The sequence below is a fragment of the Pseudomonas sp. 18175 genome (assembly GCF_050432925.1).
In the GTDB taxonomy this organism is placed as follows: domain Bacteria; phylum Pseudomonadota; class Gammaproteobacteria; order Pseudomonadales; family Pseudomonadaceae; genus Aquipseudomonas.
On the sequence record NZ_JBKFTO010000030.1, the window covers coordinates 60,699 to 84,163 of the forward strand.

Sequence of the window (23,465 nt, forward strand, 5' to 3'; positions counted from 1 at the left end):
GTGCAGCGCAGTGTTGCTGCCCTCGGCACTGTGCTGCTGGGGGCCGTGTTGTTCTGGTTCTCGCTGTACAGCTGGTCGCCGTTCACCCTTACGGCGACAGACGCGTGGAACGGTCTGGTGCATCAGGGCAGCGTGGGCGGCAATATGGCCTATATCGTCGCCCAATTGCGCGTGCCCCGTGCAGTGTGCGCGGCATTGGTCGGTGCCTGCCTGGGCCTGGCCGGTGCGTTGATGCAGGGCATTACCCGCAACCGTCTGGCTTCGCCTTCGTTGTTTGGTGTCACCGCCGGTGCGGCGTTGGGCTTGGCGTTGTTCTCCACCGGCCTGGTCGCGCTGCCGTTCGCCGGTGGTGCGTTGCTGATGACCTGCCTCGGCGGTGGGCTGGCCTGGGTCACCGTGTTCAGCCTCGGCGGCGCGTGGTCGCCGACCACCGCCCAAGGCCGCCTGGTGCTGGCCGGTGTCGCCGTGGCGGCGCTGTGCGCGGCCTTGACCCGACTCACGGTGATCCTGGTGGAAGCCCAGGCGCAAAGCGTACTCAACTGGCTGGCCGGATCCCTGGCCAATGTGGGCGCGGCACAAGTGCAACTGCTGTGGCCCTGCACCCTGATCGGCGGCCTGTGGGCGCTGTGGTGCGCGCCGCGCCTGAACCTGATCAACCTTGGCGAAGACGCCGCGCGCTCCCTGGGCGTGGGCATCGCCAGCCTGCGCTTGCAGGTGTTTATCGCCAGTCTTTTGCTGGTGGGGGCGAGTGTCTGCGCGGTGGGGCCGATTGGGTTTGTCGGGCTGATCGCGCCGAATATCCTGCGCCAGTTCCTTGGCAATGACTACCGCTGGCTGATCCCGCTGAGTGCTGTATTGGGCGCCGTGATCGTGCTGGGGGCCGACCTGCTCAGCCGCGCCGTGGCGTTCCCGGTGGAGACCCCGGCGGGGGTGGTCACTGCGTTGATCGGCGCACCGTTCTTTCTCTTTCTTGCCAGGCGCGCCCTATGACTCGCCCACGATTGCGCCTTTGGCTGCTGCTCGCCCTGTTGCTGTTGGCGACGTTCATAAGCCTCAGCGCCGGCACCTTGTGGCTCAAGCCCGCAACGGTCTTGGAGCGCCTGCTGGCCCACGACGCCCTCGACTTTGAAGTGTGGAACCACCGCTTGCCCCGCAGCCTGATCGCGATACTTGCCGGTGCAGCCTTCGGCCTGGCCGGGGCGATTGTGCAGGGGGTGATTCGCAACCCGCTGGCCTCGCCGGAGATCCTCGGCGTGACCCAGGGCGCCGGGCTGGCGCTGACCGTGGCGATCATCGCTTGGCCGCAACTGCCGATTGCCTGGCTGCCACTGGTGGCGTGCCTCGGCGGGGCCGGTGGCGCGTTGCTGCTGGCGCTGTACAACACGGGCGTGAGTTTCTCCGGGGTGCGTTTTGCGTTGTCCGGGGTGGCGATTGCGGTGACGTTGTCCAGCGTCACCGAGTTTCTGATTTTGTCCCATCCGCTGGATATCAACACCGCGCTGCTGGCGCTGACCGGCAGCCTGTGGAGCCGTAACTGGCACCATGTGGCGCTGGTGTTGCCGTTTTTGCTGCTGATCCCGCTGGGCCTGTGCCTGGCCAAGCCGCTGAACCTGATCGCCCTCGGCGATGAGGCGGCCCACAGCCTGGGCACCGCGCTCACCCGTACGCGCTGGCTGGCGATGGCTTGTGCGGTGTTGCTCACCAGCCTGGGCGTGGGCGTGATCGGGCCGATTGGCTTTATCGGCTTGGTGGCGCCCCATATGGCACGCAGGCTGGTGGGCGGGCATCACCAGTTTCTATTACCGGCCGCTATGTTGATCGGCGCACTGTTGCTGGTGCTGGCCGACACCCTGGGGCGCACATTGATCGCCCCCAGCGAGATCCCCGCCGGGGTGCTCACGGCGGTGATTGGCGCACCGTATTTTCTTTGGTTGCTGGCACGGTTCAAGGGCTGATCACATGAGTATTTTGCAGGCACATCAGCTCGATATTGGCTACGGTGCGACACGTATCGTGCAAGGGCTGTCGTTCACGCCGCCGGCGGGCAAGGTCACCGCGTTGATCGGCCCGAACGGCTGCGGCAAGTCCACCTTGCTCAAGGCGTTTGCGCGCATCCTCAAGCCGACCCAGGGTGAATTGACCCTGGACGGCCAGGCCTACGCCAGCCTGAGCGCTCGCCAGTTGGCGCGGCAGATCGCGTTCTTGCCCCAGGTGTTGCCGGTGCCAGAAGGCGTCAGCGTGCGCCAGTTGGTGGCCTACGGCCGCAGCCCGCATAACTCGTTGTGGGGGCGTTTGAGCGGCAGTGACCAGTCTCATGTGACCCAGGCTATGCAGCGCCTGGAGTTGGACGTGTTGGCTGATCGCGCCCTGGCGGACCTTTCCGGTGGCCAGCGTCAGCGGGCGTGGCTGGCGATGGTATTGGCGCAGAACGCGCCGGTGGTGTTGCTGGATGAGCCCACGACTTACCTCGACATCAGCCATCAGGTTGAGCTGTTGGACTTGATGGGCGAGTTGGCGGCTGAAGGGAAAACCGTGGTGACGGTGTTGCACGATATCAACCAGGCCTGTCGTTATGCCGATCACCTGGCGGTGATGCACGGCGGCAAGCTGGTGGCCGATGGCGCGCCGGGGGCGGTGATCAGTGCCGAGCTGATGCGACGGGTGTTTGATGTGCAGGTGCAGGTGATGCAAGAGCCGATTGCTGGCACCCCGATGTGCCTGATCGAAAAGAGCACCCGTAATTACGCCTGACTCGGTTAAAACTGTGGGAGCGGGCTTGCTCGCGAATGCGGTGTGTCAGTCAAAGATGTTTTAACTGATCCACCGCATTCGCGAGCAAGCCCGCTCCCACATTTGATCTCAGTTGTTCTCCAGGGCTTTTTTCACGTCGATGGCCTTGGGCAGCAATTTGTTCTGGTAGAACAAATCCGCCGTCGCCTGCTGCGCCTGGATGATCTTGTCGTCAATCGGCAAGATCGGCGAAGGCGGGCGGTTGTCCATGTAGCGCGCAATCACCTCGGCAGGCAGCCCCATGAACACGGTCAGCACGTTCAGGCTTTCTTCACGCTGGCTGCGGGTCAGGGCTTCGGCCGCAGTAAGTTCACCCAGCAGGTCGTGCACAAACGCTCCGTTAGCCTTGGCATAGTCCCGCCGTGCGGTGTACACCGGCCCGGACAACCCCAGCCCTTCACCGTTGGCCAGCACATGGCTGGGGCTCTGGCTCAGGGCGAGGGATGAGTAGGGTTCCCAGATCGCCCAGGCATCCACGCTGCCTTGTTCGAATGCGGCACGGGCATCGGCGGGGGGCAGGTACACCGGTTGGATGTCCTTGTAACTCAAGCCCGCCTTGTTCAGGGCCCGCAGGATCAGGTTGTGGGAGCTGGAGCCTTTCTGAAACGCGACTTTTTTGCCCTTCAAATCCGCCACCGAGTGCAACGGGCTGTCGTTGTGCACCAGGATGGTTTCTGCGCTTGGCTTGGGCGGTTCGGCGCCGATGTACACCAGGTCCGCGCCGGCCGCCTGGGCGAACAACGGTGGGATGTCGCCGGTTGCGCCCACGTCCAGCGCGCCGACGTTTAACGCTTCAAGCATCTGCGGGCCGGCGGGGAATTCGATCCACTTCACGGCGGTCTGCGGGAAACGTTTTTCCAACAGTCCATGTTCCTTGGCCAGCACCAGGGCGATGGAGCCTTTCTGGTAGCCGATGCGCAGGCTGGCAGGGTCGGCCGCGAAGGCGGTTTGAGTGACGGCCAGCAGGGCCAGTACCAGCGCTGGAATCTTCATGCATTGTCCTTGTTAAAGCGGTTTGCAGGGCGTGCCAAACCGAGGTTTTCACGCAGGGTTGAGCCGGTGTATTCGGTGCGGAACAGCCCGCGTCGTTGCAGTTCAGGCACCACCCATTGGGCGAAGTCTTCCAGCCCGCCGGGCAGGTGCGGCACCAGGATATTGAAACCATCGGCCGCGTCATTTTCGAACCAGCGTTGCAACTCATCGGCGATGTACTCAGGCGTGCCGATCAGGCTGTAGTGCCCACGCCCACCGGCGATGCGCCGACCCAATTGGGCCAGGGTCAGGTTTTCGCGGTGGGCCAAGTCACTGAGCAACTGCTGGCGGCTGCGCTGGCCGCTGTCGGTCAACGGCAACTCCGGAAGCGGCCCGTCCAGCGGGTAGCCGGACAAGTCGAAATTGCCCAGCATGCGCCCGAGCAGCGCCACGCCGACTTCTGGCTCCACCAGTTCCTGGAATGCCTCGAACTTGGCCTGCGCCTCGGCCTCGGTCTGCCCGACCACCACAAACACCCCGGGCATGATTTTCAACGAGTCCGCCTCACGGCCATAGCGGGCCAAACGCCCCTTGAGATCGGCATAAAACCCTTGGGCATTTTCCAGCGACGTCTGCGCGGTAAACACCACCTCGGCGGTTTGCGCCGCCAGTTCACGGCCAGTTTCCGACGACCCAGCCTGCACGATCACCGGCTGGCCCTGGGGCGAGCGCGCCACGTTGAGCGGGCCTTTGACGCGAAAGTGTTCGCCCACATGCTCCAGCACATGCAACTTGGCCGGGTCGTAGTAGTTGCCGCTGGCCTTGTCGCGCACAAAGGCGTCGTCCTCCCAGCTGTCCCACAAACCGGTCACGACCTGATGAAACTCGCGGGCGCGGCTGTAGCGTTCGCCATGGCCAAGGTGTTCATCGCGGCCGAAATTCTGCGCTTCGGCGGCGGCGTCTGAGGTCACCAGGTTCCAGCCCGCACGCCCGCCGGACAGGTGATCCAGCGAGGCGAACTTGCGCGCCACATGGTAGGGCTCGTTGTAGGTGGTGGTGGCTGTGGCAATCAGGCCGATATGGTCGGTCACGGCACTCAGCGCCGAGAGCAAGGTGAGCGGTTCAAAATGGTCCGAGCGCGCCATATGGCTCGCGATCTCACCGGTGGCGGCGGCAACGCTGTCGGCCACGAACAGTGCATCGAACTTGGCCCCCTCGGCCACTCGCGCCAAGTGCTTGTACTGGGCGAAATCCAGCCCGGCAGTGGCCGGCACACCCGGGTGGCGCCAGGCGGCGACGTGGTGACCGGTGGCCATCAGGAAGGCGCCGAGTTTGAGTTGACGGCTCATGCTAGAAATCCTTGCGCAGTTGCACGCCGAAGTAACGTTCATCGTCACGGGGCACGGCGCGGTAGATGTAGTTGCCACCGCTGGCCAGCAGCGGCGAGTAGGACTTGTCGGCGAGGTTCTTGGCCAGCAAGGCCACCCGCCAGCCGTTGCTGTAATCGGCCAGGGCCACGCTGGCGTTCCAGATGCCGTAGGCGCCTTGCTTGGTGTCGACGTTCTGACTGATGTCGTACTGCACTTCGCTCTGCCAGCTGTAGTCGGTGCCCAGTTCGATATCCAGGCCGTTATCCAGGGGGATGGTGTAGTCGGCGCGCACGTAGCTTTTCCAGTCCGGGCTGAAGGGCAGGGGCTTGCCGTTGACGTTGCAGGTGGCCGCCGCGCCCGCCGGGCAGGCGAATTCATCGATGCGTGCACGGGTGTAGGCCAGGGCGCCGGAGAGCTTGAGTTGCTGGGTGGCCTGCAAGGCGTAATCGAGCTCGACGCCTTCAGTGCTGACGCTGCCGGCGTTGATCAGGCGCGTCACCACCTGGCCGGCAACGGTGTCGTAGAAGTTGGCCTGGTAGTTGTCGTAGTCGCTGTGGAATACCGCCAGGTTAGTGGTCAGACGGTTGTTCCAAGCGGTGGCCTTGATCCCGGCTTCCCAGGTGTTGGACGTTTCCGGCTTGAGTGCGTCAGTGTCACGCGGCTGCATGTTGAAGAACACGTTGTACGCCGGGCCTTTGTAACCACGGGAATAGGTCAGGTAGCTGGTGATGTTGTCGGTGATGTCGTACTGCACGCCCAGGCGCCCGGACCAGCCGTCTTCGTCCACCGAGCCGGAACTTGACGTAGCCGGTTGAATCCCGCTGACCGTGGTGGCCGAGGTGGAAACGCGGCGGTGATCGTATTTCAGGTCATCGTGGGTGTAGCGCAGACCCGCAATGCCACGAAAGCGCGAGGTGAAATTCAGCGTGGTCTCGCCGAACACCGCGTAGCTGTCGCTGGTGGTGCTGTAGTCGGCAATGCCGCGGTCGGTGCGGGTGGTGGTGGTCAGCGTACGCTGGTAGGTTTCTTCGTCCTTGCCGTGCATGTAGAACAGGCCGCCGACGTACTCCAAAAATTCCCCTTTGGGCGACGCCAGGCGCAGTTCTTGGGAGTACTGGTTGAATTCCAATTGGCCTTTGTCGGCGGTGCCGGGGAACGCGGCGGTCACGGTGCCGAGGCGGTCACCGTCCTGGTATTGGGTGTTGTCCCAGCCGCGCCAGGCGGTGATGGAGGTGAGGGTGTAGTCGCCGAGGTTCCAATCCAACTGCGCCGACAGGCCTTTGTTGGTGTCTTCCACATGGCTGCGGGTGTCGGTGTTGATGTCACGGTTGTCGCTGGACGCCCGCACCGGGTTCAGCGCGTTGGCGAACGCCGGCGTCAGGGACTTGCTCACCACCCCATTGGGCGCGTCGTCGTGGGACTGCATGTAGTCGCCGATCAGGGTCAGCTTCAGGTCGTCATTGGGGGTGAACTCCAACTTGCCGCGAATGCCCTTGTGGTTGTAGCCGTTGACCTCTTGCCCATTGTGTTGGTTATCGACGTTGCCGTCATAGCTGCCGAACAGGGTGCTGACTGAGCCCTTGAGCACACCCGGCACCAGGCTGCCGCCGATGCCGAAACGGGTGCGGCTTTCATTGCCGCTGTAGTAGGACTGGTCGATGTAGCCGTGGGTTTCTTCGGTGGGCGCCTTGCTGGTTATGTTGAGCACACCGGCCGAGGCGTTCTTGCCGAACAGCGTGCCTTGGGGTCCGCGCAGCACTTCGATGCGCTCCAGGTCTAGCAGGTCGAGGGTGGCCTGGCCGGGACGGGCGTAGACCACGCCGTCGATCACGGTGGCCACCGTGGGCTCAACACCGGGGGAGGTGGAGATGGTGCCGACGCCGCGCACGAACAGCGAGGTGTCCTTGTTGGAGGCGCCGGTGCGAAAGTTCAGCGACGGCACCTGCTGCGCGATGCTCGCCACGCCGTTGCGGTTGTCGCGCTCCAGCTGTTCGCCATCGAGCACCGAGACCGCTACCGGGACTTTTTGCAGTGACTCTTCTCGGCGTGTCGCAGTGACGGTCACCGATTTGAGCGTCGGTTCCTGTTCATCCGCTGCAAAGGCGGGCAGGGCGGTCAGCCCCGCAAGGATCAATAACGAAGTGCGTTGGAAGTTGTACATGCTGTGCCCGCTCGAAAAAAATGCCCTGAACCGCTGCCGTTCTGCGACGGCAACGCCTGTGTATTCGTCTCTGGCATTCGCTCGAGCGAGTAGCAGACAAAGCGCTTTGTTAGCGCTAACATCGGCATTATTGGTGGGTCTGGTTTAGAACGTCAAATACTGAAAAATTAGTCCTATATTCTTTTTGGTTGTTAACAGGATGCTGTCGTGAGCGAAGACAAACCGCGCAAACGCCGTGGCGCCGGGCGCGTCACCCTCAACACCGTGGCGCGCCAGGCCGGGGTCTCGGCGATTACCGTGTCGCGCTACTTCAACCAGCCGGAGCAGGTTTCCCCCGAGCGCCGCGAGCGCATTGCCCAGGTGGTGGCCGAGCTGGGTTATGTGCCCAACCTGGTGGCGGGCGGGTTGGCCTCGGCGCGAGGGCGCATCGTGGCGATGGTGATCCCGAACATCTCCGGGCCGATCTTTGCCAATACCATCCAGGGCTTTAGCGACACCCTCAGTCGCCATGGTTATCAGCTGTTGCTGGCGTCCAGTTACTTCAGCGCCGAGCAGGAAGAAAACGCAGTGCGCGCATTCCTGGGTTGGTCACCGGCGGCGCTGGTGCTGACCAGCCGCTTTCACAGCGCGGCCACCGAAAAGATGATCGCCGACGCCGACATTCCAGTGGTGGAAACCTGGGACTACGTGCCCGAGCGTGAGCCGTTGCAGATCGGTTTTTCCCACTACGAGGTGGGCGTCACGGCCGCACGTTACCTGCATGGTCAGGGCTATCGGCGCATCGCGTTCGTGCAGAACAGCGCAGTCGGCGACTTTAGCGCGATGGAGCGCGGCGAGGGGTTTGCCGCCACGCTCACCGAGTTGGGTATAGCGCCTTGGGTATTCGCCCCCGATGCCGAGCGTGCGCCGTTCGAAGCCGGCAAACAGGCCATGGAAGCCCTGATGAGCCACGCCACACCCCCCGATGCGATCTTCTTCGCCAATGACAACCTGGCCGCCGGTGGCCTGTTGGCCGGGCAGCGTGCCGGTTTGAAAATCCCCCAGGACTGCGCCGTGCTGGGCTTTGGCGACTACCCCTTCGCCGAAATGCTGCTGCCGAGCCTGAGTACCATCAAGCCGCCCGCCCTGGAAATCGGCGTGCTGGCCGCCACCCGCGTATTGGAAAGCCTTGGCGCGTTGCCGGTGGATGACGAGGTACAACGGTTGAACCTGTTGGACTGTCGCCTGATCGAACGGGAAAGCTCAAGGACTTGCCCATGACCGAACCCGCCCCTAAAACCCGCCGCGCGCCCAAGGGTGAAAAACGCCGCGAAGAACTGCTGGACGCGGCCTTGCAGGTGTTTTCCCTGGAAGGCTACAGCGGCGCCTCCATGGCCCAGGTGGCGGCGATTGTCGGCATTTCGGTGGCCGGTTTGCTGCATCACTTTCCCAGCAAGATCTCGTTGTTGATGGGGGTGTTGCAGCGTCGCGATGAGGTCAATCAGCGGATTGCCGATGAGGTGCGCGCGGAAAAATCTCTGAATGGTTTGCTCGGCAGCTTGCGGGCCATCAACCGTTCGAATGCTACGGCGCCGGGTGTTGTGCGGGCCTTCACGATTTTGAATGCGGAGAGTTTGTTGGATACGCACCCGGCGTGGGGGTGGTTTCAGGTGCGGTATGCGGCGATTCATCAGCGTATGCAGGGGCAGTTTGCTGAGCTGGTGGCGGCGGGAGAGGTGCGGGGGGATGTGGATCTTGCCGGGTTGGTGGAGGAGATTTTGGCGATGATGGATGGGTTGCAAATTCAGTGGTTGCGGTTTCCGGAGCAGGTGGATTTGGTGGGGCGGTTTGATACGTATATTGCGCGGGTTGAGGCGGCGATCAGGCCTTGAGGTAATCTAAAGGGGGCACGGTCTAATGTGGGAGGGGGCTTGCTCCCGATGAGGGAGTTTCAGCTAACAAATTTGTAGCTGACACACCGCAATCGGGAGCAAGCCCCCTCCCACAGTTTTGATCTCCATACATCAGGTAGATAGTGGTTTGCTCTGGCTCTGGCTCTGGCTCTGGCTCTGGCTCTGGCTCTGGCTCTGGCTCTGGCTCTGGCTCTGGCTCTGGCTTTTGATCTTGATCTTAGGCGCCCCGTTAAACCACGCTGGCCGAACGCAGGCTTGAATCCGTGGGTAACCCGGCAGGACGCCGGGTTAGCCGCCCCGCGCCATGGATGGCGCGTGGCGGCGGCCCACGGATTCAAGCCGGAGTGAGGGCATGCCGAGCCTAGGCGAGGCACCGAGTGGTGGGGCAAGAGCCCTTTGGTTACTTTGGGGCTTTTCCAAAGTGACCCGCCGTCAGGGCGGAACCATAATCAGCCGTTACCTAAATAACGGATATGTACATCAGCCGATAAACCGCCATCGGGAGCAAGCCCCCTCCCACAGAAAAGCACCATCACCTAGCGATCAATTACCGGCAGCACTGCCTTGGCTGCTGTCATACCCATCCCCTTCACTGGTATCGCTGTCATTACTCTGGTTCTGATGAAGCACCCCACCCGTGGTCACCTGCGGCAACTCCCGCAACGTCGAATTCAACGCCGAGCGCGGCAGCGGATTACTGGTGGTAGTCGACAGCTCCTGCCGGAACGGGTTAACCAACTTGGCATTCAGACGAATATCCTGAGACGAACCACCCACCGACAGATTGAAACTGTCAGCATCCACCACCCATTGCTTACTCTTCACATCGTAGTAAGCCAACGAGCGGTCATTGAGTTCGATAGTCACACGCTTGCTCTCACCCGGCTTCAGGAACACCTTCTTGTAACCCTTGAGTTCCTTGAGCGCCCGCTCGACTTTCGGATGATTCTGGCCCACATACAGTTCGGCCACCTCGGCGCCCGCCACTTTGCCGGTATTGGCCAGGTCGAACGACACCTTGATCGGCGCACCCGCCACCGCCACACCTGGGCTCACGCTGATGTTGCTGTAGCCAAAGGTGGTGTACGACAACCCATACCCAAATGGATACAGCGGCTTGATGCCCTTCTTCTCATACCCGCGATAGCCCAGGAACAAGTCGTCCTTGTAGCTCATCTCGGCCAGGGTTTCCTGGTTGTCGAACTTGGGGAAAGTCGCGTAGATCGGGTTGTCTTCGATGTTGCGCTCGATGCTGATCGGCAACTTGGCCGACGGGTTGACCTTGCCCAGCAAGATCTCCGCCAGCGCCTGCCCACCGTTTTGCCCAGGGTAGAAGGCATGCAGCGCCGCCGGTACCTGGTCGATCCAGTCGCTCATCTTCAAGCCGGTGCCGCCGTGCAAGGTCACCACGGTGTGGGGGTTGACCTTGGCGATGCTCTGGATCAGCTCGCTCTGGAATTCCGGCAGGTCAAAGCTGTGGTCGAAGCCTTCGCCCTCGTATTCATTGCTGTTACCGGCCGCCACCAACACTGCGTCGTACTGCGCCAGGTCTTTGGGCGCCACCAACGAGGCCCAGCTCATCTGCACGCCCACCAGGCCGCCCATGGTCGACAGGTAGCCATTGCGGCGCGAGTACTCAAGCTTGATGTCCACGGCTTTGCCGGCTTGCAACTTGACCTTGGCGAACACCGGGATGGTCGGCGGGATGCTGTTGTTGGGCAGCGGGTTGCCGTCGCCGTTGTCGAGGATTTTCTTGCCATCGACGTACAGGCGCACGGCGCCGTCGGCGCGGATCTTGAACACCTGCTCACCGCTGACGGTGGGGGTGACTTGGCCGCTGTAGCGAATCGACGTGGCGGCCGTGTCGCCGTTGACCGGCAGGCTGTCGGTGGACCAGTCCAGGTTGACGTGGCTGTCGGTGCGGCTGGCGGCGGCGTCGCCGGACCAGTTGGTGTTGCTGAAGAACTCGGTCTTCAAGCCCTTGGCGCTGTTGCCGGCGCTGTCGGTGTGGGTCCAGGTCGAGGTGCTCGGGTCCAGGGACAGGCCGTCGATAAACTCAACCTTCGCGCCGGGAGCCAGTTGCTGCAGGCCGCTCAACTCGCTGATGTAGTTGGCCGCCATCACGTTGGCGCTGCCGAAACCGGTGGGCGGCGCGTACTTGGCCAGGTTGCCGACCACGGCGATGCGCTTGGCTTTCTTGGCATCCAGCGGCAGCAGGTTGTTCTGGTTTTTCAGCAGCACGATGCCTTCGCGGGCGGCGTTCAGGGCCACGCGGTTGCTGGTGGCGCTGTTCATGTTGTGGTTGGTCAGCGGTGCCTTGCTGTCGAACTTGTACAGGTAGACCTGCTTGAGGATGCGTCGCACCTTGTCATCCAGGGTCGCGCCGCTCAGCTCGCCACTGTCCAGGAACGGCTTGAGCACCGTGCTGTTCATCTGGTAGCCCATCATGTCCAGGTCGGTGCCGGCCTGGGCGGCAGGCAGGCCGTTGACCACGGCGTTGTAGTCGCTCTGCACGAAGCCTGGGTAGCCCCATTCGGTCTTGAGGATGTCGTGGATCAGGTGCGAGTTCTCGCAGGCGAATTCACCGTTCACCTTCTGGAAGGCGCACATCATCATCGCCACCTTGCTGTTCTTCGAGGCGGACTCGAACGGCGGCAAGGTCATCTCACGCAGCACCCGCTCGCTGATGATTTCATCGAGGTGGAAGCGGTTGCTTTCCTGGTCATTGGCCGCGTAGTGCTTGGCGTTGGCCCACACCCCACGGGACTGGATGCCGTTGATCAACGCAGGCCCCAGGCTGGCGCCGAGGAAGGGGTCTTCACCCGACAGGTACTCGAACGCGCGCCCGCTGTAGGGCATGCGATACAGGTTTACACCCGGCCCGGTGACAAACTGATAACCGCCGCTGGCGGTGTCGTAGCCCAGGGCGCGACCGACGTCGATGGCGCGACGCGGGTTCCAGCTGGCCGCCACGTTCGGGCCGGACGGGTACACCACGCCCTGGTCATTGCCTTCACTGGTGTAACGCACGCCCACGCCGCCATCGGCGCCGTGAATCTGCGGCACGCCGTATTGGCTCAGGGGCTTCACATCCCAGCCGCCGATGCCGCCGATGTAGGCGAGTTTTTCTTCCTGGGTCATCTTCGCCAGGGTCTTGTCCGCCGCTTTTTCGGCGCGACTTGCCATGCCTTCGTCCAAGGCCGGGCTAGTCGCCGCGTGGGCGTGGGACACGGCCAGTGCCAGCAGGGCCAAAGCCGACTGTGCACCGATCATCTTGCGTTTACTCATGGGTCTCTCCAACAACTGTGTATTAAACATGGCGCGCCGATAAGTGCGCGTTCGTCACTTTTCTGCGGGCAATAGTTAGCCTTGATCGCAATATTTAACCGATGGCTAATTGCAATTACTTGGCGGATTGCGCGACTTTTAAAGTTTAAAAATTGTATTGCTTGTTGTTATAAGTGATGTCTCTGCGATATCACGAGATGGCATTTTGAATCGCAAAAGCCCGATAATTAAGGCAATTCTTGCGCGGGTAAGTCAAACAAAAGCTAATTTTTGCGTTAAATAAGAAATATTTCCTTACTGTTTTGAACTAAGACTAAACCTACCAGTCGATTGGTTTAACGAATGTCAGGGTGGCATGGCGAACTAGTGGCTTTGTCCAGTAGTTCTAAAAGGCCATGTTTTATACACGCTGTCATACACAAAGCTTTGGTGTAGGGTCTTGATCCCATTCAAGGCGCTACTTGAGCTGTCTGCTGTTTTTTATCTGGAGAAAGTTGATGAAGATTTCCTTGCTGAGTGCGGGTGTTGTGCTGGGTGTTGCATTGAGTGGCGTGGCAATGGCTGCCGAATCCACCGACGCGGACGCCAAATCCGGCGCTGCCGATTCCACCGTGATCACCCAGGCCCACGACGCCAAAGCGGTGAAAAAGCAGAAGGCTGAGACCACCCGTGGTGGTCGCCCGCAGACCGAGCGCAAAACCTCAAACTGATCCCATTTGGTTGGAATGACCTTGTTGTGGCGAGGGAGCTTGCTCCCGCTGGACTGCGTAGCAGTCCCAAGTTTTTTGGGGGCGCTGCGCACCCCAGCGGGAGCAAGCTCCCTCGCCACAACAAGCGCGCCCCTGCATAAATTTTCTTCAGACAGTCCTCATGCCAAGCCCTTCAGCCACCCTCAACGCCTGCCAACTGCACATCCCAGACACCGAACAGGTGTGCGCCTGGCTGATGCACAACGCTGGCTTGAAAACCGTCGACCTGGAGCGCGCCCGGCGTTTGTCCCAAGAGTCCGACGACACCGAATTGCTTGGCCTGCTGACTCGCCTGGGGCTGGTCTCCGAAGTCGAACTGGCCCGGGCCTGGGCCGCATTGCTCGGCGCGCCGCTGATGCTGGCCGACGCCGCACCGCCGCTGCTGGACCCATTACCCGCCCTGACCGAACGCTTTATGCGCCACTACCAAGTGGTGCCGCTGGGCTGGAGCCACGGCGGCCTGCGCGTGCTAGCCGCCAACCCGTCTCAGCTCTATCCATTCGAGGCCGTGGCGTATGCCTGCGGCGTGCCGGTGTGGCTGGCCATCGGCCCGCGCAATGAAGTCGACACCCTGATCGAGCGCTACTACGGCCAGGGCCGCTCGGCCATGGGCACGCTGATCGAAAACCTCGACGAGCAGGGCGGCGCCCTGGAAGACATCGAACACCTCAAGGACATGGCCTCTGAAGCGCCAGTGATCCGACTGGTGAACCTGATCCTGCAACGCGCCGTGGAGCACCGCGCTTCGGACATTCATATCGAACCCTTCGAAAGCCAACTCAAGGTGCGTTACCGCATCGACGGCGTGCTGCACGAGGCCGAAGCGCCGCCGTCCAGTTCCTCGGCGGCGGTGATTTCGCGCGTGAAGATCATGGCGCGGCTGGACATTGCCGAACGCCGCCTGCCCCAGGATGGCCGCATCATGCTGCGTATCCAGGGCAAGGAACTGGACCTGCGGGTGTCCACGGTGCCCACCAGCTTCGGCGAGTCGGTGGTGATGCGCTTGCTCGACCGCCAGACCGTGAGTTTCGACTTCCAGAGCCTGGGCTTCGATGGTCAGCGCCTGGCCACCTTCCTTGAAGTGCTCGAACGCCCCCACGGCATCCTGCTGGTCACCGGGCCCACCGGCTCGGGCAAGACCACCACGCTGTACACCGCGCTGTCGCGGCTCAACACTGCCGAGCGCAAGATCATCACCGTGGAAGACCCGGTGGAATACCAGCTCGAAGGCATCAACCAGATCCAGGTCAAACCCGCCATCGGCCTGGACTTTGCCGGTGCGTTGCGCTCCATCGTGCGCCAGGACCCGGACGTGATCATGATCGGCGAGATCCGCGACCTGGAGACCTGCCGCATCGCCATCCAGTCCTCCTTGACCGGCCACTTGGTGCTCTCGACGCTGCACACCAACAGCGCCGCAGCGAGTATCACGCGGCTGTTGGACATGGGCGTGGAAAGCTACCTGATCGCCTCGACGGTCAACGGCATCCTCGCCCAGCGCCTGGTGCGCCGCCTCGACCCGGCCACCCGCGAAGCCTTTGAAGCACCGCCCGAATTGATCGCCGAACATGGCCTGGATCGCTTCACCGATGAGCGCCCGATCCGGCTCTACCGCCCGCGCGCCGATGCGCCCGGCGGCGGTTATCACGGCCGCAGTGCAATCACCGAATTGCTGGTGATGAATGACGAACTGCGCAGCCTGCTGATGCGGCAGGCCGACGCCGCCACCCTTGAGCAAGCCGCCCGCCGCGGCGGCCTGCGCACCCTGCATGAAGAAGGCCTGCGCCAAGCCGTGGCGGGCGTGACTTCGCTGGAAGAAGTGCTGCGCGTCACCCGCGGTGAAGGCACTTGAGCCTGTTCAAATACCGCGCCCTCGATACTCAGGGCGCGCCGCAAAACGGCACCCTGGAAGCCAAAGATCAGGCCGCCGCCGTGGCCATCCTGCACAAGCGCGGCCTGCTGCTGTTGCAGATCGATCCCGCCGGCAGCCAGGGCCTGCGCAACGCCTTGGGGCGTGGCCAATTGAACGGCGCGGCGCTGGTGAGTTTTACCCAGCAGTTGGCCACATTGCTCGGCGCCGGCCAGCCGCTGGAACGCTCCCTGGGCATCCTGCTCAAGCAACCCGGCCAACCGCAAACCCGCGCACTCATCGAGCGGATTCGTGAGCACGTCAAAGCCGGCAACCCCTTATCCAAAGCCCTGGAAGAAGAGGGCAGCCAGTTCTCGCCGCTGTACCTGAGCATGGTGCGCGCCGGGGAGGCGGGCGGCGCATTGGAAAACACCCTGCGCCAGCTCAGCGATTACCTGGAGCGCAGCCAGTTATTGAGAGGCGAAGTGATCAACGCGCTGATCTATCCCGCCTTTTTGGTGGTCGGTGTGCTTGGCTCGCTGGCGTTGTTGCTGGCCTATGTGGTGCCGCAGTTCGTGCCGATTTTCAACGACCTCGGCGTGCCCATCCCGCTGATCACCGAAGTCATCCTCGGCCTTGGCCAGTTTCTCGGCAGTTACGGCCTCGCGGTATTAGCCGGGTCGATCGTGTTGATCTGGACCCTCGCCGCACGCCTGCGCAACCCACAACGGCGCGAGCGCTATGACCGCCGCGTGCTCGGTATTCGCATCATCGGCCCGCTGTTGCAACGGGTCGAAGCCGCCCGCTTGGCCCGCACCCTCGGCACCTTGCTCAGCAATGGCGTGGCCCTGCTGCAAGCCCTGGTGATCGCCCGCCAGGTGTGCACCAACCGCGCCCTGCAAGCGCAAGTCGCGCAGGCCGCCGAATCGGTCAAAGGCGGCGGCACCCTGGCCAGTGCCTTTGGCAGCCAGCCGCTGCTGCCGGACCTGGCCCTGCAAATGATTGAAGTCGGCGAACAAGCCGGTGAACTCGACAGCATGCTGCTCAAGGTCGCCGACGTGTTCGACGTCGAGGCCAAACGCGGCATCGACCGCCTGCTCGCCGCCCTGGTGCCGTCCCTGACCGTGGTCATGGCGGTGCTGGTGGCGGTGATCATGCTGGCGATCATGCTGCCGCTGATGAGCCTGACCAGCAATATATGAACCCCCGAGGACTACCCCCCATGCGCTCCAAACCTGCACGCCGCCAAGGCGGTTTCACCCTGTTGGAAATGCTCGCCGTGATCGTGCTGTTGGGCATCGTCGCCACCATCGTGGTGCGACAGGTCGGCGGCAACGTCGACAAGGGCAAGTACGGCGCGGGCAAGGCGCAGCTGGCCAGCCTGTCGATGAAGATCGAGAGCTACGGGCTGGACGTGGGCGCGCCGCCCAAGACCCTGCAACAGCTGGTGGACAAACCCGCCAATGCCACAGGTTGGGCCGGGCCCTATGCCAAGCCTTCGGACCTCAAAGACCCGTTTGGCCATGGCTTCGGCTATCGCTTCCCCGGCGAGCACGGCGCGTTCGATTTGATCTTCTACGGCCAAGACGGCCAGCCCGGTGGCGAAGGCTACAGCGCCGACTTGGGCAACTGGGAATAATGCCCAGCCCTGAGCGCGGCTTTACCCTGCTGGAGATGCTGGTGGTGATCCTCTTGATCAGTATCGCCGCCGGTTTGGTGGGGTTTGGCCTGCAGCAAGGGCTCAAGGCGGCGAGGGAGCGCCAGGTGGTCGGGCAAATGGTGGATGCCCTGCGCAGCACGCGGGCGCGGGCGATTGTCAGCGGTCAGACGGCTAAAACCGTATTCGACCTGCGCGCCTTGAGCTTTCAGGCGCCGGATCGTCCCCTCAAGCATTGGCCTGCCGACTTGCAAGTCACCCTGCACACCGCCGAGCAGGCCGGTGCAGCGGTGGCTTTTTACCCGGATGGCAGCTCCACTGGCGGCAATCTATTACTGGCCAACGGCACGCGCCGTTGGCGCATCGATATCGGCTGGCTGACCGGCAGCGTGCAGTCGAAGGCCCTGCCATGAAGCGCCAGGCGGGCTTCACCTTGCTTGAGATGCTGGCCGCGCTGGTGCTGATGGCGATTTGCAGCACGGTGTTGCTGGTCGCCTTTGGCCAGAGCGCGCGTTCGTTGGCCCAGGTCAATCACAGTGATCGCCTGACCCACGCGGCGTTGAGCGTGCTCGATCAGGAAGCGGCGGGGCCGTTGGCCAGCGGCGTACGTCGGGGCACTTTGGCGGGCATCGGTTGGCAATTGAACATCGCCCAACAACCGACCCGCATCGGCCAGCCGCGCTTGTTTCGACTGGACCTGACGGTGAGCGAAGGTCGGCATCAAGCGCATTTCAGCACGCTTAAATTGCGCGCCGTCAGCGACAGGGCGCCGTTATGACGCGGCGCCAACAGGGCTTTACCTTGCTCGAAATTCTGATCGTGCTCAGCTTGCTCGGCGTGCTGCTGACCCTGGTCGGTGGCGCGCTGCTGGGGGCCAATCGCGCGGTGCTCAAGGCCCAGCGTTACACCACCAGCCTGGATGAAATGCGCGCCGCCCAGCAGTTTCTGCGCACATCCATCAGCGAAGCGCTGCCGTTGGATGTGACCGAAGACGACAGTCAAACCCCTGGTTTTTTTGTCGGCGCCGCCCAGCGTGTGCAATTTGTCGCCACCTTGCCCGGCGTGCTGGGTGGCGGGATTCAGCGCTTCACCGTGCAACTGATCGGCAGCGACTTGCAGGTGGCGTTCGCTCGATTTGAGTCCGCCGCCCAGGTCAGCGTCCCGGCCACGCGCGGCGAGCCTCAGGTGTTGTTAAAAAATGTCGAGGCGCTGCAATTGAGTTATCGCGGTCTCTCCCCCAAAGGCCAGGCCACCGGCTGGATCAGTGAGTGGCCATGGACCAAGCGCCTGCCTTACGCAGTGCGTATCGACGCCACGGTCAGTGGGCCGGTGCCGTGGGTGAGCCAGGTGGTGGCGCTGCGCTTGAACCTGTCGGGCGGGGCGAGCGATCAATGAGGCATCAACGCGGTGTGGCCTTATTGCTGGTGCTGTGGGTACTGGCGTTGCTCAGCCTGTTGCTGGGGGGCTTGGCCGGTTGGGTGCAACTGCAAACCCGTCAGGCGGCATGGCACCGCCAGCACACCCAGGCCACGCTGGCGGCCGAGGCGGGGGTGGCGTTGGTCATGCAGGCGTTGGCCGACCCCGTGCAGCGCAAACAGTGGGTTGCCGATGGCCGCGAAATGCCCTTGGTGTTTGACGATGCGCAGTTGCGTGTGGGCCTGCGCAGTGAGCGCGGCAAGTTGTATTTGAACAGCGCCGAGCCGGCGGACTTGGCCCGCGTGGCCCTGGCCTGCGGCGCCACCCAGGCCCAGGCCACGCGCCTGGCCAAAGACCTGGAAACCCGACGCAACCAAGGCTTGGCGCCGTTTCGGGTGGTTGAAGAGTTACGTCAGTTACCGGGCATGAGCCAGGCGTTGTACCGCCGGCTGGTGCCGCAGATCACCTTGTGGAGCGNCCTGGAAACCCGACGCAACCAAGGCTTGGCGCCGTTTCGGGTGGTTGAAGAGTTACGTCAGTTACCGGGCATGAGCCAGGCGTTGTACCGCCGGCTGGTGCCGCAGATCACCTTGTGGAGCGGCCTGGACCGGCCCGATCCGGCGTTCGCCAGCGCGCTGTTGCGCAAGGCTTTGAACCTGCCATCGCAGAGCGCAGTGGGGGCCGACCCCGGTGAAATCCTGGTGATCAGCAGCCGCGCCGAGCGCCCCGGTGGTTACCACGCGCAGTTGCATGTCACTGTCTTATTGAGCCCAGCGGAGGGAAGCGCACAACCCTATCGGGTGTTGCGTTGGCAAGAATGAATCGATGGTTATCCAAACCCCTGGCCCAGCTTGAGCAGCAATGGGCCGAGCGTTGGCGCGGCAGCGTGCTGCAACAGGCTTGGCGCCTGTGGCTCAAAGAGCTGCGCGCGTGCTTGCCGGCGCTGTTGCGTGGGCAGGAGCGGCCCGAGCAAACCTACCACTGGCCCTTGACCGAGCCGGTGCTGCCGGTGCCCGACACCGTGCGCCAGGTGTTGGTGCTCGCGCCGTCGGTGGTGCTGGTGCAAAGCCTGCAACTGCCCCTGGCCGCTGCGCGCAACCTCACGGCGGTGGTGGGTTATGAACTGGACCGCTTCACGCCGTTCGAGGCCGAGCAACTGTATTTCGTCGCGCGCCAGGAGCGGCGTACCCCCAGCCACCTCAAGGTGACGCTGGTGGCGGTGTTGCGCGAACGCCTCGACCAGATCCTGTCGGACTGCGCCGCGCTGGGCTTGCGCCCCCATCAAGTGGACGTGCAGGGCCTGGGCATCGACCTGTTGCCCGCGCCCTTGCGGCCGCGCCAGCGCAGCGTGGGCAAAGGCCTGCAACGCAACTTGCCGTGGCTGTGCGGGGCCTTGCTGATGGCGGCGATGTTGCTCTGGCTCAACGACCGCCAGAGGGTGCTCGACGCCATGCATGCAAGCGTGCAGCAGCAAAAAGCCCAGGTCGCCCAGGTGCAGCAGCTGCGCCAGCAACTGCTCAATACCCGGGGTGCGGCGCAGTATTTGATCCGCCGCAAAGCCGCCCAGCCCCCCTTGGCGGCACTGCTCAATGAGCTGACCACTTGCCTGCCCGCCGACACCTGGATCGATCAATTGGAAATCAACGATGGCGCCGACGTGTCGTTCTCTGGGCAAAGCGCCAAGGCCAGTGCTCTGATCACCCGCATCAAGGCTTGCCACAGCTTGGAAAACGCGCAGTTCGAAGGGGTGATCCAGCCCGATGCGCAAACCGGCAAGGACCAGTTTTCCCTGCGTGCCCACTTGCATCAGGAGGCCGCCGATGCGCCGACCACTGACACCCCGTGAACGTCGCGGCGCCGCGCTGTTGCTGCTGGCCCTGGTGCTGGGCACGGCGTATTGGCTGTTGATCGACAGCTGGTTCGCCGGCCCCTTGCGCGCCATGGGCGAGCAAGCCGAGCAACTGCGCGAGCAACAACAACGCTACGCCGGCCTGTTGCAACAAGGCGCCTCACTGCGCGAACAACTGGACCAGGCCCGCCAGGACCCGGCCAGCAGCACCAGCCTGTTGCCCGGCGACGACCCCAGCGCCGTGGCCGCCGACCTGATGCAACGCAGCGCCGATCTGATCAACAGCCAGGCCAACCTGGGCGGTGGCTGCAAACTGACCCAGCGCATGCCCATCACCCCTGAACAGGACGACAGCGAGCCTTATCGGCAGGTCAAGGTCAGCCTGACCCTCGACTGCGCCATCGAACCCTTGACCGCCATCCTGCATGCGCTGGAGTACCAGCGGCCGTTTCTGTTCGTGGATGAAATGAGCATCCGCCGCAGGCCCGATGCCCCCGCCAGCGGCGGTGCCGGAAAGCTCGTAGTGCATCTGTTGGTGCGCGGTTACCTGCAACCGGCTGGCGCGAAGCAGGTGCGCCGATGATCCCGGTATTGCGCCCCATTGAATGGGCACTGTTGGGCTTGGCTGGTGTGCTGGGCGTGCTGATGGCGGTGATCTTGAGCAGCGTCGGCGATGCGCCGCAGTGGCTGCCCGCACCTGAACCCACTGCCGCTGCGAGTGCTTCGGCCAAGGTGCTGAGCGCGCCGGATGCGAGCCTGGACAGCCTGGCTGGCACTTGGCAAGCACCGTTGTTCAGCCCCGATCGCAGCCCTGATCACGCCGTTGGCCAGGCCCAGGCGTCCAGCCTGTCGAGCCTGGTGTTGACCGGTGTGGTCATTGATGGCGACCTGCGCGTCGCGTTGCTCAAACCCACTGATGGCCCCGCGCTGAAAATCCACCAAGGCCAGACCCTGCCCAACGGCTGGCGCCTGGAGCACCTCACACCCCGCGATGCCCGTTTCGTGCTTGATGGCCGCACGCAAACCCTGAGCCTCAAGGCTTTGCGGTTGCCGCCGCCGTCCAGCACACCGCCGATTACCCTTCCTCACGAGCCCAACCCTTGACCGATACAGTCCCCAGCGCCTTGCGCACCACCGTGTTTTGCCTGGCCACCGCCGTTGCCCTCGGCGGCTGCGGCTCATTGCCCGACCACCTCGACGCGGACGACGCACTGATGCACGAGGCGATGCAGGGCACCGGCTCCCAGCGCCCGCCCGTGGAGCCCGTCAGCGAGCCGATGCCACAACAACCGGCGGCCAAGGTGCCGGCGCAGCGCCAGTTGATCCGTGGCAACCAGCAATTTGTGCGTCCACCGGCTGCGCCCGCCTCGGGCGAGCAGGGCGGTGGCGACATCGTGTTCAACTTCGCCGACCAGCCCATTGAAGCGGTGATCAACAGCGTGATGGGCGACCTGCTGCACGAAAACTACAGCATCGCCCAGGGCGTGAAGGGCAATGTCAGCTTCTCCACCTCCAAGCCGGTGAATAAACAGCAGGCGCTGTCGATCCTGGAAACCCTGTTGTCCTGGACCGACAACGCCATGATCAAGCAAGGCAACCGCTATGTGATCCTGCCCGCCAACCAGGCGGTGGCGGGCAAGCTGGTGCCGCAGATGCGCGTGGCCCAGCCGTCCAGCGGCCTGTCAGCGCGGCTGTTTCCACTGCGTTATATCTCGGCCACCGAGATGCAAAAACTGCTCAAACCGTTCGCCAGGGAAAACGCGTTCTTGCTGGTGGACCCGGCGCGCAACGTGCTGAGCCTGGCGGGCACACCGGAGGAACTGGCCAACTACCAGGACACCATCGACACCTTTGATGTGGACTGGCTCAAGGGCATGTCGGTGGGAGTGTTCGGCCTGCAACGCGCCTCGGTGGCCGAGCTGATGCCCGAACTGCAAAAAATGTTCGGCCCCGACAGCGGCATGCCCCTGGCGGGCATGGTGCGGTTTTTGCCGATCGAGCGGACCAACTCGGTGGTAGCGATCTCGTCCCAGCCGCAGTACCTGAGTGAAGTCGGCGACTGGATTCACACCATCGACGAGGGCGGCGGCAATGAGCCGCAGATGTACGTGTACGACGTGCGTAACATGAAGGCCACGGACCTGGCCAAGTACCTGCGACAGATCTACGGCACCGGCGCGATCAAGGACGACGCACCGGCCAAGGTCGCGCCGGGTTTGCGTACCGCCACGCTGTCATCGCCGGGCACCAACAGCACCTCGGGCAGCACGCCGGGTGGTTTGAGTAATAACCTGAACAACAGCCAGCCTGCCACCGACGACGAGGACGCCCCCGAAGCCGATCAGGACAGCGCCGAGCAGGGCGCCACCGAAGAGGCCCCCAGCAAAAGCCTCGACGCCGGCACCCGCATCACCGCGCAAAAAAGCAGCAACCAATTGCTGGTGCGTACGCGGCCGGTGCAATGGAAGGAAATCGAATCGGCGATCAAACGCCTCGACAATCCACCGCTGCAAGTGCAGATCGAAACCCGCATCCTCGAAGTCAAACTCAGCGGCGAGCTGGACCTTGGCGTGCAGTGGTACCTCGGGCGCCTGGCGGGCAATTCCGCCAGCACCACCGTGGCCAACACCTCCGGCAGCCAAGGCGCCTTGGGCGGTGGCGGGGCCGGGTTGGGCGCGACGGATTCGTTGTTCTATTCGTTTGTGAGCTCCAATTTGCAGGTGGCGCTGCATGCGCTGGAAACCAACGGCCGCACCCAAGTGCTGTCGGCGCCGTCGTTGGTGGTGATGAACAACCAGCCGGCACAGATCCAGGTGGGCGACAACATTCCCATCAGCCAGACCACGGTGAATACCGGCACCTCCGACACCACCCTGAGCAGTGTTGAGTACGTGCAGACCGGGGTGATTCTGGATGTGGTGCCGCGGATAAATCCGGGGGGCTTGGTGTATATGGATATTCAGCAGCAGGTCAGTGATGCCGAGACCCAGGCGGCGAGTGATACGCAGAGCAATCCGCGTATTTCTACGCGCTCGGTGTCTACGCAGGTGGCGGTACAGAGTGGGCAGACGGTGTTGTTGGGGGGGTTGATCAAGCAGGACAACGCTGAGTCTGTCAGCGCGGTGCCTTATTTGGGGAAGATACCGGGGTTGCGGTGGTTGTTTGGGAATACCAGTAAGTCCAAGGATAGGACGGAGTTGATTGTGTTGATTACGCCACGGGTGATTACCAGTGGGAGTCAGGCGCGGCAGGTGACGGATGATTATCGGCAGCAGATGCAGCTTTTGCGGCCGGGGGGGTGAGTTTCTGGTGTATATCCGTTATTTAGGTAACGGCCACCTATGGTTCCGCCCTTACGGCGGGTCACTTTTGGAGGGACCCAAAAGTAACCAAAAAGTCCTCGCCCCAACACTCGGTGCCTCGCCTAGGCTCGGCATGCCCTCACTCCGGCTTTGGGGGGGGGGGGGGGGGG

Annotated in this window: 20 protein-coding genes and 2 pseudogenes; 18 read left to right on the top strand and 4 right to left on the bottom strand. The window is 63.1% G+C overall.

Translation table 11 applies throughout. The features are described 5' to 3' along the window. Genes fecC through fecE form a run of 3 tightly spaced genes read left to right on the top strand, consistent with a single transcriptional unit; the run spans position 1 to position 2,751 of the window. On the top strand, positions 1–990 hold the full coding sequence (fecC, locus tag ACLD1Y_RS28365) for an iron-dicitrate ABC transporter permease FecC (protein WP_429480982.1): 990 nt from the start codon (positions 1–3) through the stop codon (positions 988–990). Continuing rightward, a complete protein-coding gene (locus tag ACLD1Y_RS28370) occupies positions 987–1,955 on the top strand; it encodes an iron chelate uptake ABC transporter family permease subunit (RefSeq protein ID WP_429480983.1) in 969 nt (322 codons plus the stop codon). The genes fecC and ACLD1Y_RS28370 overlap by 4 nt, the downstream gene beginning before the upstream one ends. A 4-nt stretch (positions 1,956–1,959) precedes the next feature. Then, positions 1,960–2,751, top strand: coding sequence for a Fe(3+) dicitrate ABC transporter ATP-binding protein FecE (fecE, locus tag ACLD1Y_RS28375; protein ID WP_429480984.1), 792 nt, complete (start codon positions 1,960–1,962; stop codon positions 2,749–2,751). A gap of 108 nt (positions 2,752–2,859) precedes the next feature. Here the strand turns inward: fecE and ACLD1Y_RS28380 are convergent, their stop codons facing one another. From ACLD1Y_RS28380 to ACLD1Y_RS28390, 3 genes are read right to left on the bottom strand one after another with little or no spacing between them, the layout of a single operon-like run. Then, positions 2,860–3,783, bottom strand: a complete 924-nt coding sequence (locus ACLD1Y_RS28380) for a sulfonate ABC transporter substrate-binding protein (protein WP_429480985.1) — start codon at positions 3,781–3,783, stop codon at positions 2,860–2,862. After that, entirely contained in the window at positions 3,780–5,111 is a 1,332-nt protein-coding gene (locus ACLD1Y_RS28385; RefSeq protein ID WP_429480986.1) for an LLM class flavin-dependent oxidoreductase, read from the bottom strand. Before ACLD1Y_RS28385 ends, ACLD1Y_RS28380 begins: the two co-directional genes overlap by 4 nt. A 1-nt stretch (position 5,112) precedes the next feature. Continuing rightward, positions 5,113–7,293, bottom strand: a complete 2,181-nt coding sequence (locus tag ACLD1Y_RS28390) for a TonB-dependent receptor (protein ID WP_429480987.1) — start codon at positions 7,291–7,293, stop codon at positions 5,113–5,115. 207 nt (positions 7,294–7,500) lie between these two features. Between ACLD1Y_RS28390 and ACLD1Y_RS28395 the strand changes: the two genes are divergently transcribed. Both ACLD1Y_RS28395 and ACLD1Y_RS28400 read left to right on the top strand, forming a co-directional pair. Then, positions 7,501–8,553: a LacI family DNA-binding transcriptional regulator gene (locus ACLD1Y_RS28395; RefSeq protein ID WP_429480988.1), complete on the top strand. Its 1,053-nt coding sequence runs from the start codon at positions 7,501–7,503 to the stop codon at positions 8,551–8,553. Next, entirely contained in the window at positions 8,550–9,164 is a 615-nt protein-coding gene (locus tag ACLD1Y_RS28400) for a TetR/AcrR family transcriptional regulator (RefSeq protein ID WP_429480989.1), read from the top strand. The genes ACLD1Y_RS28395 and ACLD1Y_RS28400 overlap by 4 nt, the downstream gene beginning before the upstream one ends. 564 nt (positions 9,165–9,728) lie before the next feature. On the opposite strand, the gene ACLD1Y_RS28405 is transcribed toward ACLD1Y_RS28400, so the two are convergent. Further along, positions 9,729–12,473, bottom strand: coding sequence for a glycoside hydrolase family 3 C-terminal domain-containing protein (locus ACLD1Y_RS28405; RefSeq protein ID WP_429480990.1), 2,745 nt, complete (start codon positions 12,471–12,473; stop codon positions 9,729–9,731). A gap of 497 nt (positions 12,474–12,970) precedes the next feature. Between ACLD1Y_RS28405 and ACLD1Y_RS28410 the strand changes: the two genes are divergently transcribed. The 13 genes and pseudogenes from ACLD1Y_RS28410 (at position 12,971) to gspD (ending at position 23,295) form a co-directional block, all read left to right on the top strand. Continuing rightward, the gene (locus ACLD1Y_RS28410) at positions 12,971–13,183 is read left to right on the top strand and encodes a hypothetical protein (protein ID WP_429480991.1); all 213 of its coding nucleotides are present in this window, start codon (positions 12,971–12,973) and stop codon (positions 13,181–13,183) included. A 160-nt stretch (positions 13,184–13,343) separates the two neighbouring features. Beyond that, on the top strand, positions 13,344–15,074 hold the full coding sequence (gene gspE / locus ACLD1Y_RS28415) for a type II secretion system ATPase GspE (RefSeq protein ID WP_429480992.1): 1,731 nt from the start codon (positions 13,344–13,346) through the stop codon (positions 15,072–15,074). Then, a complete protein-coding gene (gspF, locus tag ACLD1Y_RS28420) occupies positions 15,071–16,273 on the top strand; it encodes a type II secretion system inner membrane protein GspF (protein ID WP_429480993.1) in 1,203 nt (400 codons plus the stop codon). Before gspE ends, gspF begins: the two co-directional genes overlap by 4 nt. Positions 16,274–16,293: 20 nt before the next feature. Beyond that, entirely contained in the window at positions 16,294–16,710 is a 417-nt protein-coding gene (gene gspG, locus ACLD1Y_RS28425) for a type II secretion system major pseudopilin GspG (RefSeq protein ID WP_429480994.1), read from the top strand. After that, complete coding sequence (locus tag ACLD1Y_RS28430) at positions 16,710–17,141, top strand: pilus assembly FimT family protein (protein ID WP_429480995.1); 432 nt, start codon at positions 16,710–16,712, stop codon at positions 17,139–17,141. Before gspG ends, ACLD1Y_RS28430 begins: the two co-directional genes overlap by 1 nt. Then, on the top strand, positions 17,138–17,506 hold the full coding sequence (locus ACLD1Y_RS28435; protein WP_429480996.1) for a type II secretion system protein: 369 nt from the start codon (positions 17,138–17,140) through the stop codon (positions 17,504–17,506). The genes ACLD1Y_RS28430 and ACLD1Y_RS28435 overlap by 4 nt, the downstream gene beginning before the upstream one ends. Next, a complete protein-coding gene (locus ACLD1Y_RS28440) occupies positions 17,503–18,123 on the top strand; it encodes a prepilin-type N-terminal cleavage/methylation domain-containing protein (RefSeq protein WP_429480997.1) in 621 nt (206 codons plus the stop codon). Before ACLD1Y_RS28435 ends, ACLD1Y_RS28440 begins: the two co-directional genes overlap by 4 nt. Then, positions 18,120–18,575, top strand: a pseudogene (locus tag ACLD1Y_RS28445) (type II secretion system minor pseudopilin GspK); the annotation flags it as partial. The gene ACLD1Y_RS28440 and the pseudogene ACLD1Y_RS28445, both read left to right, overlap by 4 nt. 48 nt (positions 18,576–18,623) lie before the next feature. Beyond that, positions 18,624–18,965 (top strand): annotated as a pseudogene (locus tag ACLD1Y_RS28450) (type II secretion system minor pseudopilin GspK); the annotation flags it as partial. Next, positions 18,962–19,990, top strand: coding sequence for a PilN domain-containing protein (locus tag ACLD1Y_RS28455; RefSeq protein ID WP_429480998.1), 1,029 nt, complete (start codon positions 18,962–18,964; stop codon positions 19,988–19,990). The pseudogene ACLD1Y_RS28450 and the gene ACLD1Y_RS28455, both read left to right, overlap by 4 nt. Continuing rightward, complete coding sequence (gspM, locus tag ACLD1Y_RS28460) at positions 19,965–20,576, top strand: type II secretion system protein GspM (protein WP_429480999.1); 612 nt, start codon at positions 19,965–19,967, stop codon at positions 20,574–20,576. The genes ACLD1Y_RS28455 and gspM overlap by 26 nt, the downstream gene beginning before the upstream one ends. Next, the gene (locus ACLD1Y_RS28465) at positions 20,573–21,097 is read left to right on the top strand and encodes a hypothetical protein (RefSeq protein WP_429481000.1); all 525 of its coding nucleotides are present in this window, start codon (positions 20,573–20,575) and stop codon (positions 21,095–21,097) included. Before gspM ends, ACLD1Y_RS28465 begins: the two co-directional genes overlap by 4 nt. Continuing rightward, positions 21,094–23,295, top strand: coding sequence for a type II secretion system secretin GspD (gene gspD / locus ACLD1Y_RS28470; protein ID WP_429481001.1), 2,202 nt, complete (start codon positions 21,094–21,096; stop codon positions 23,293–23,295). Before ACLD1Y_RS28465 ends, gspD begins: the two co-directional genes overlap by 4 nt. The last annotated feature ends 170 nt before the right edge of the window (positions 23,296–23,465 follow it).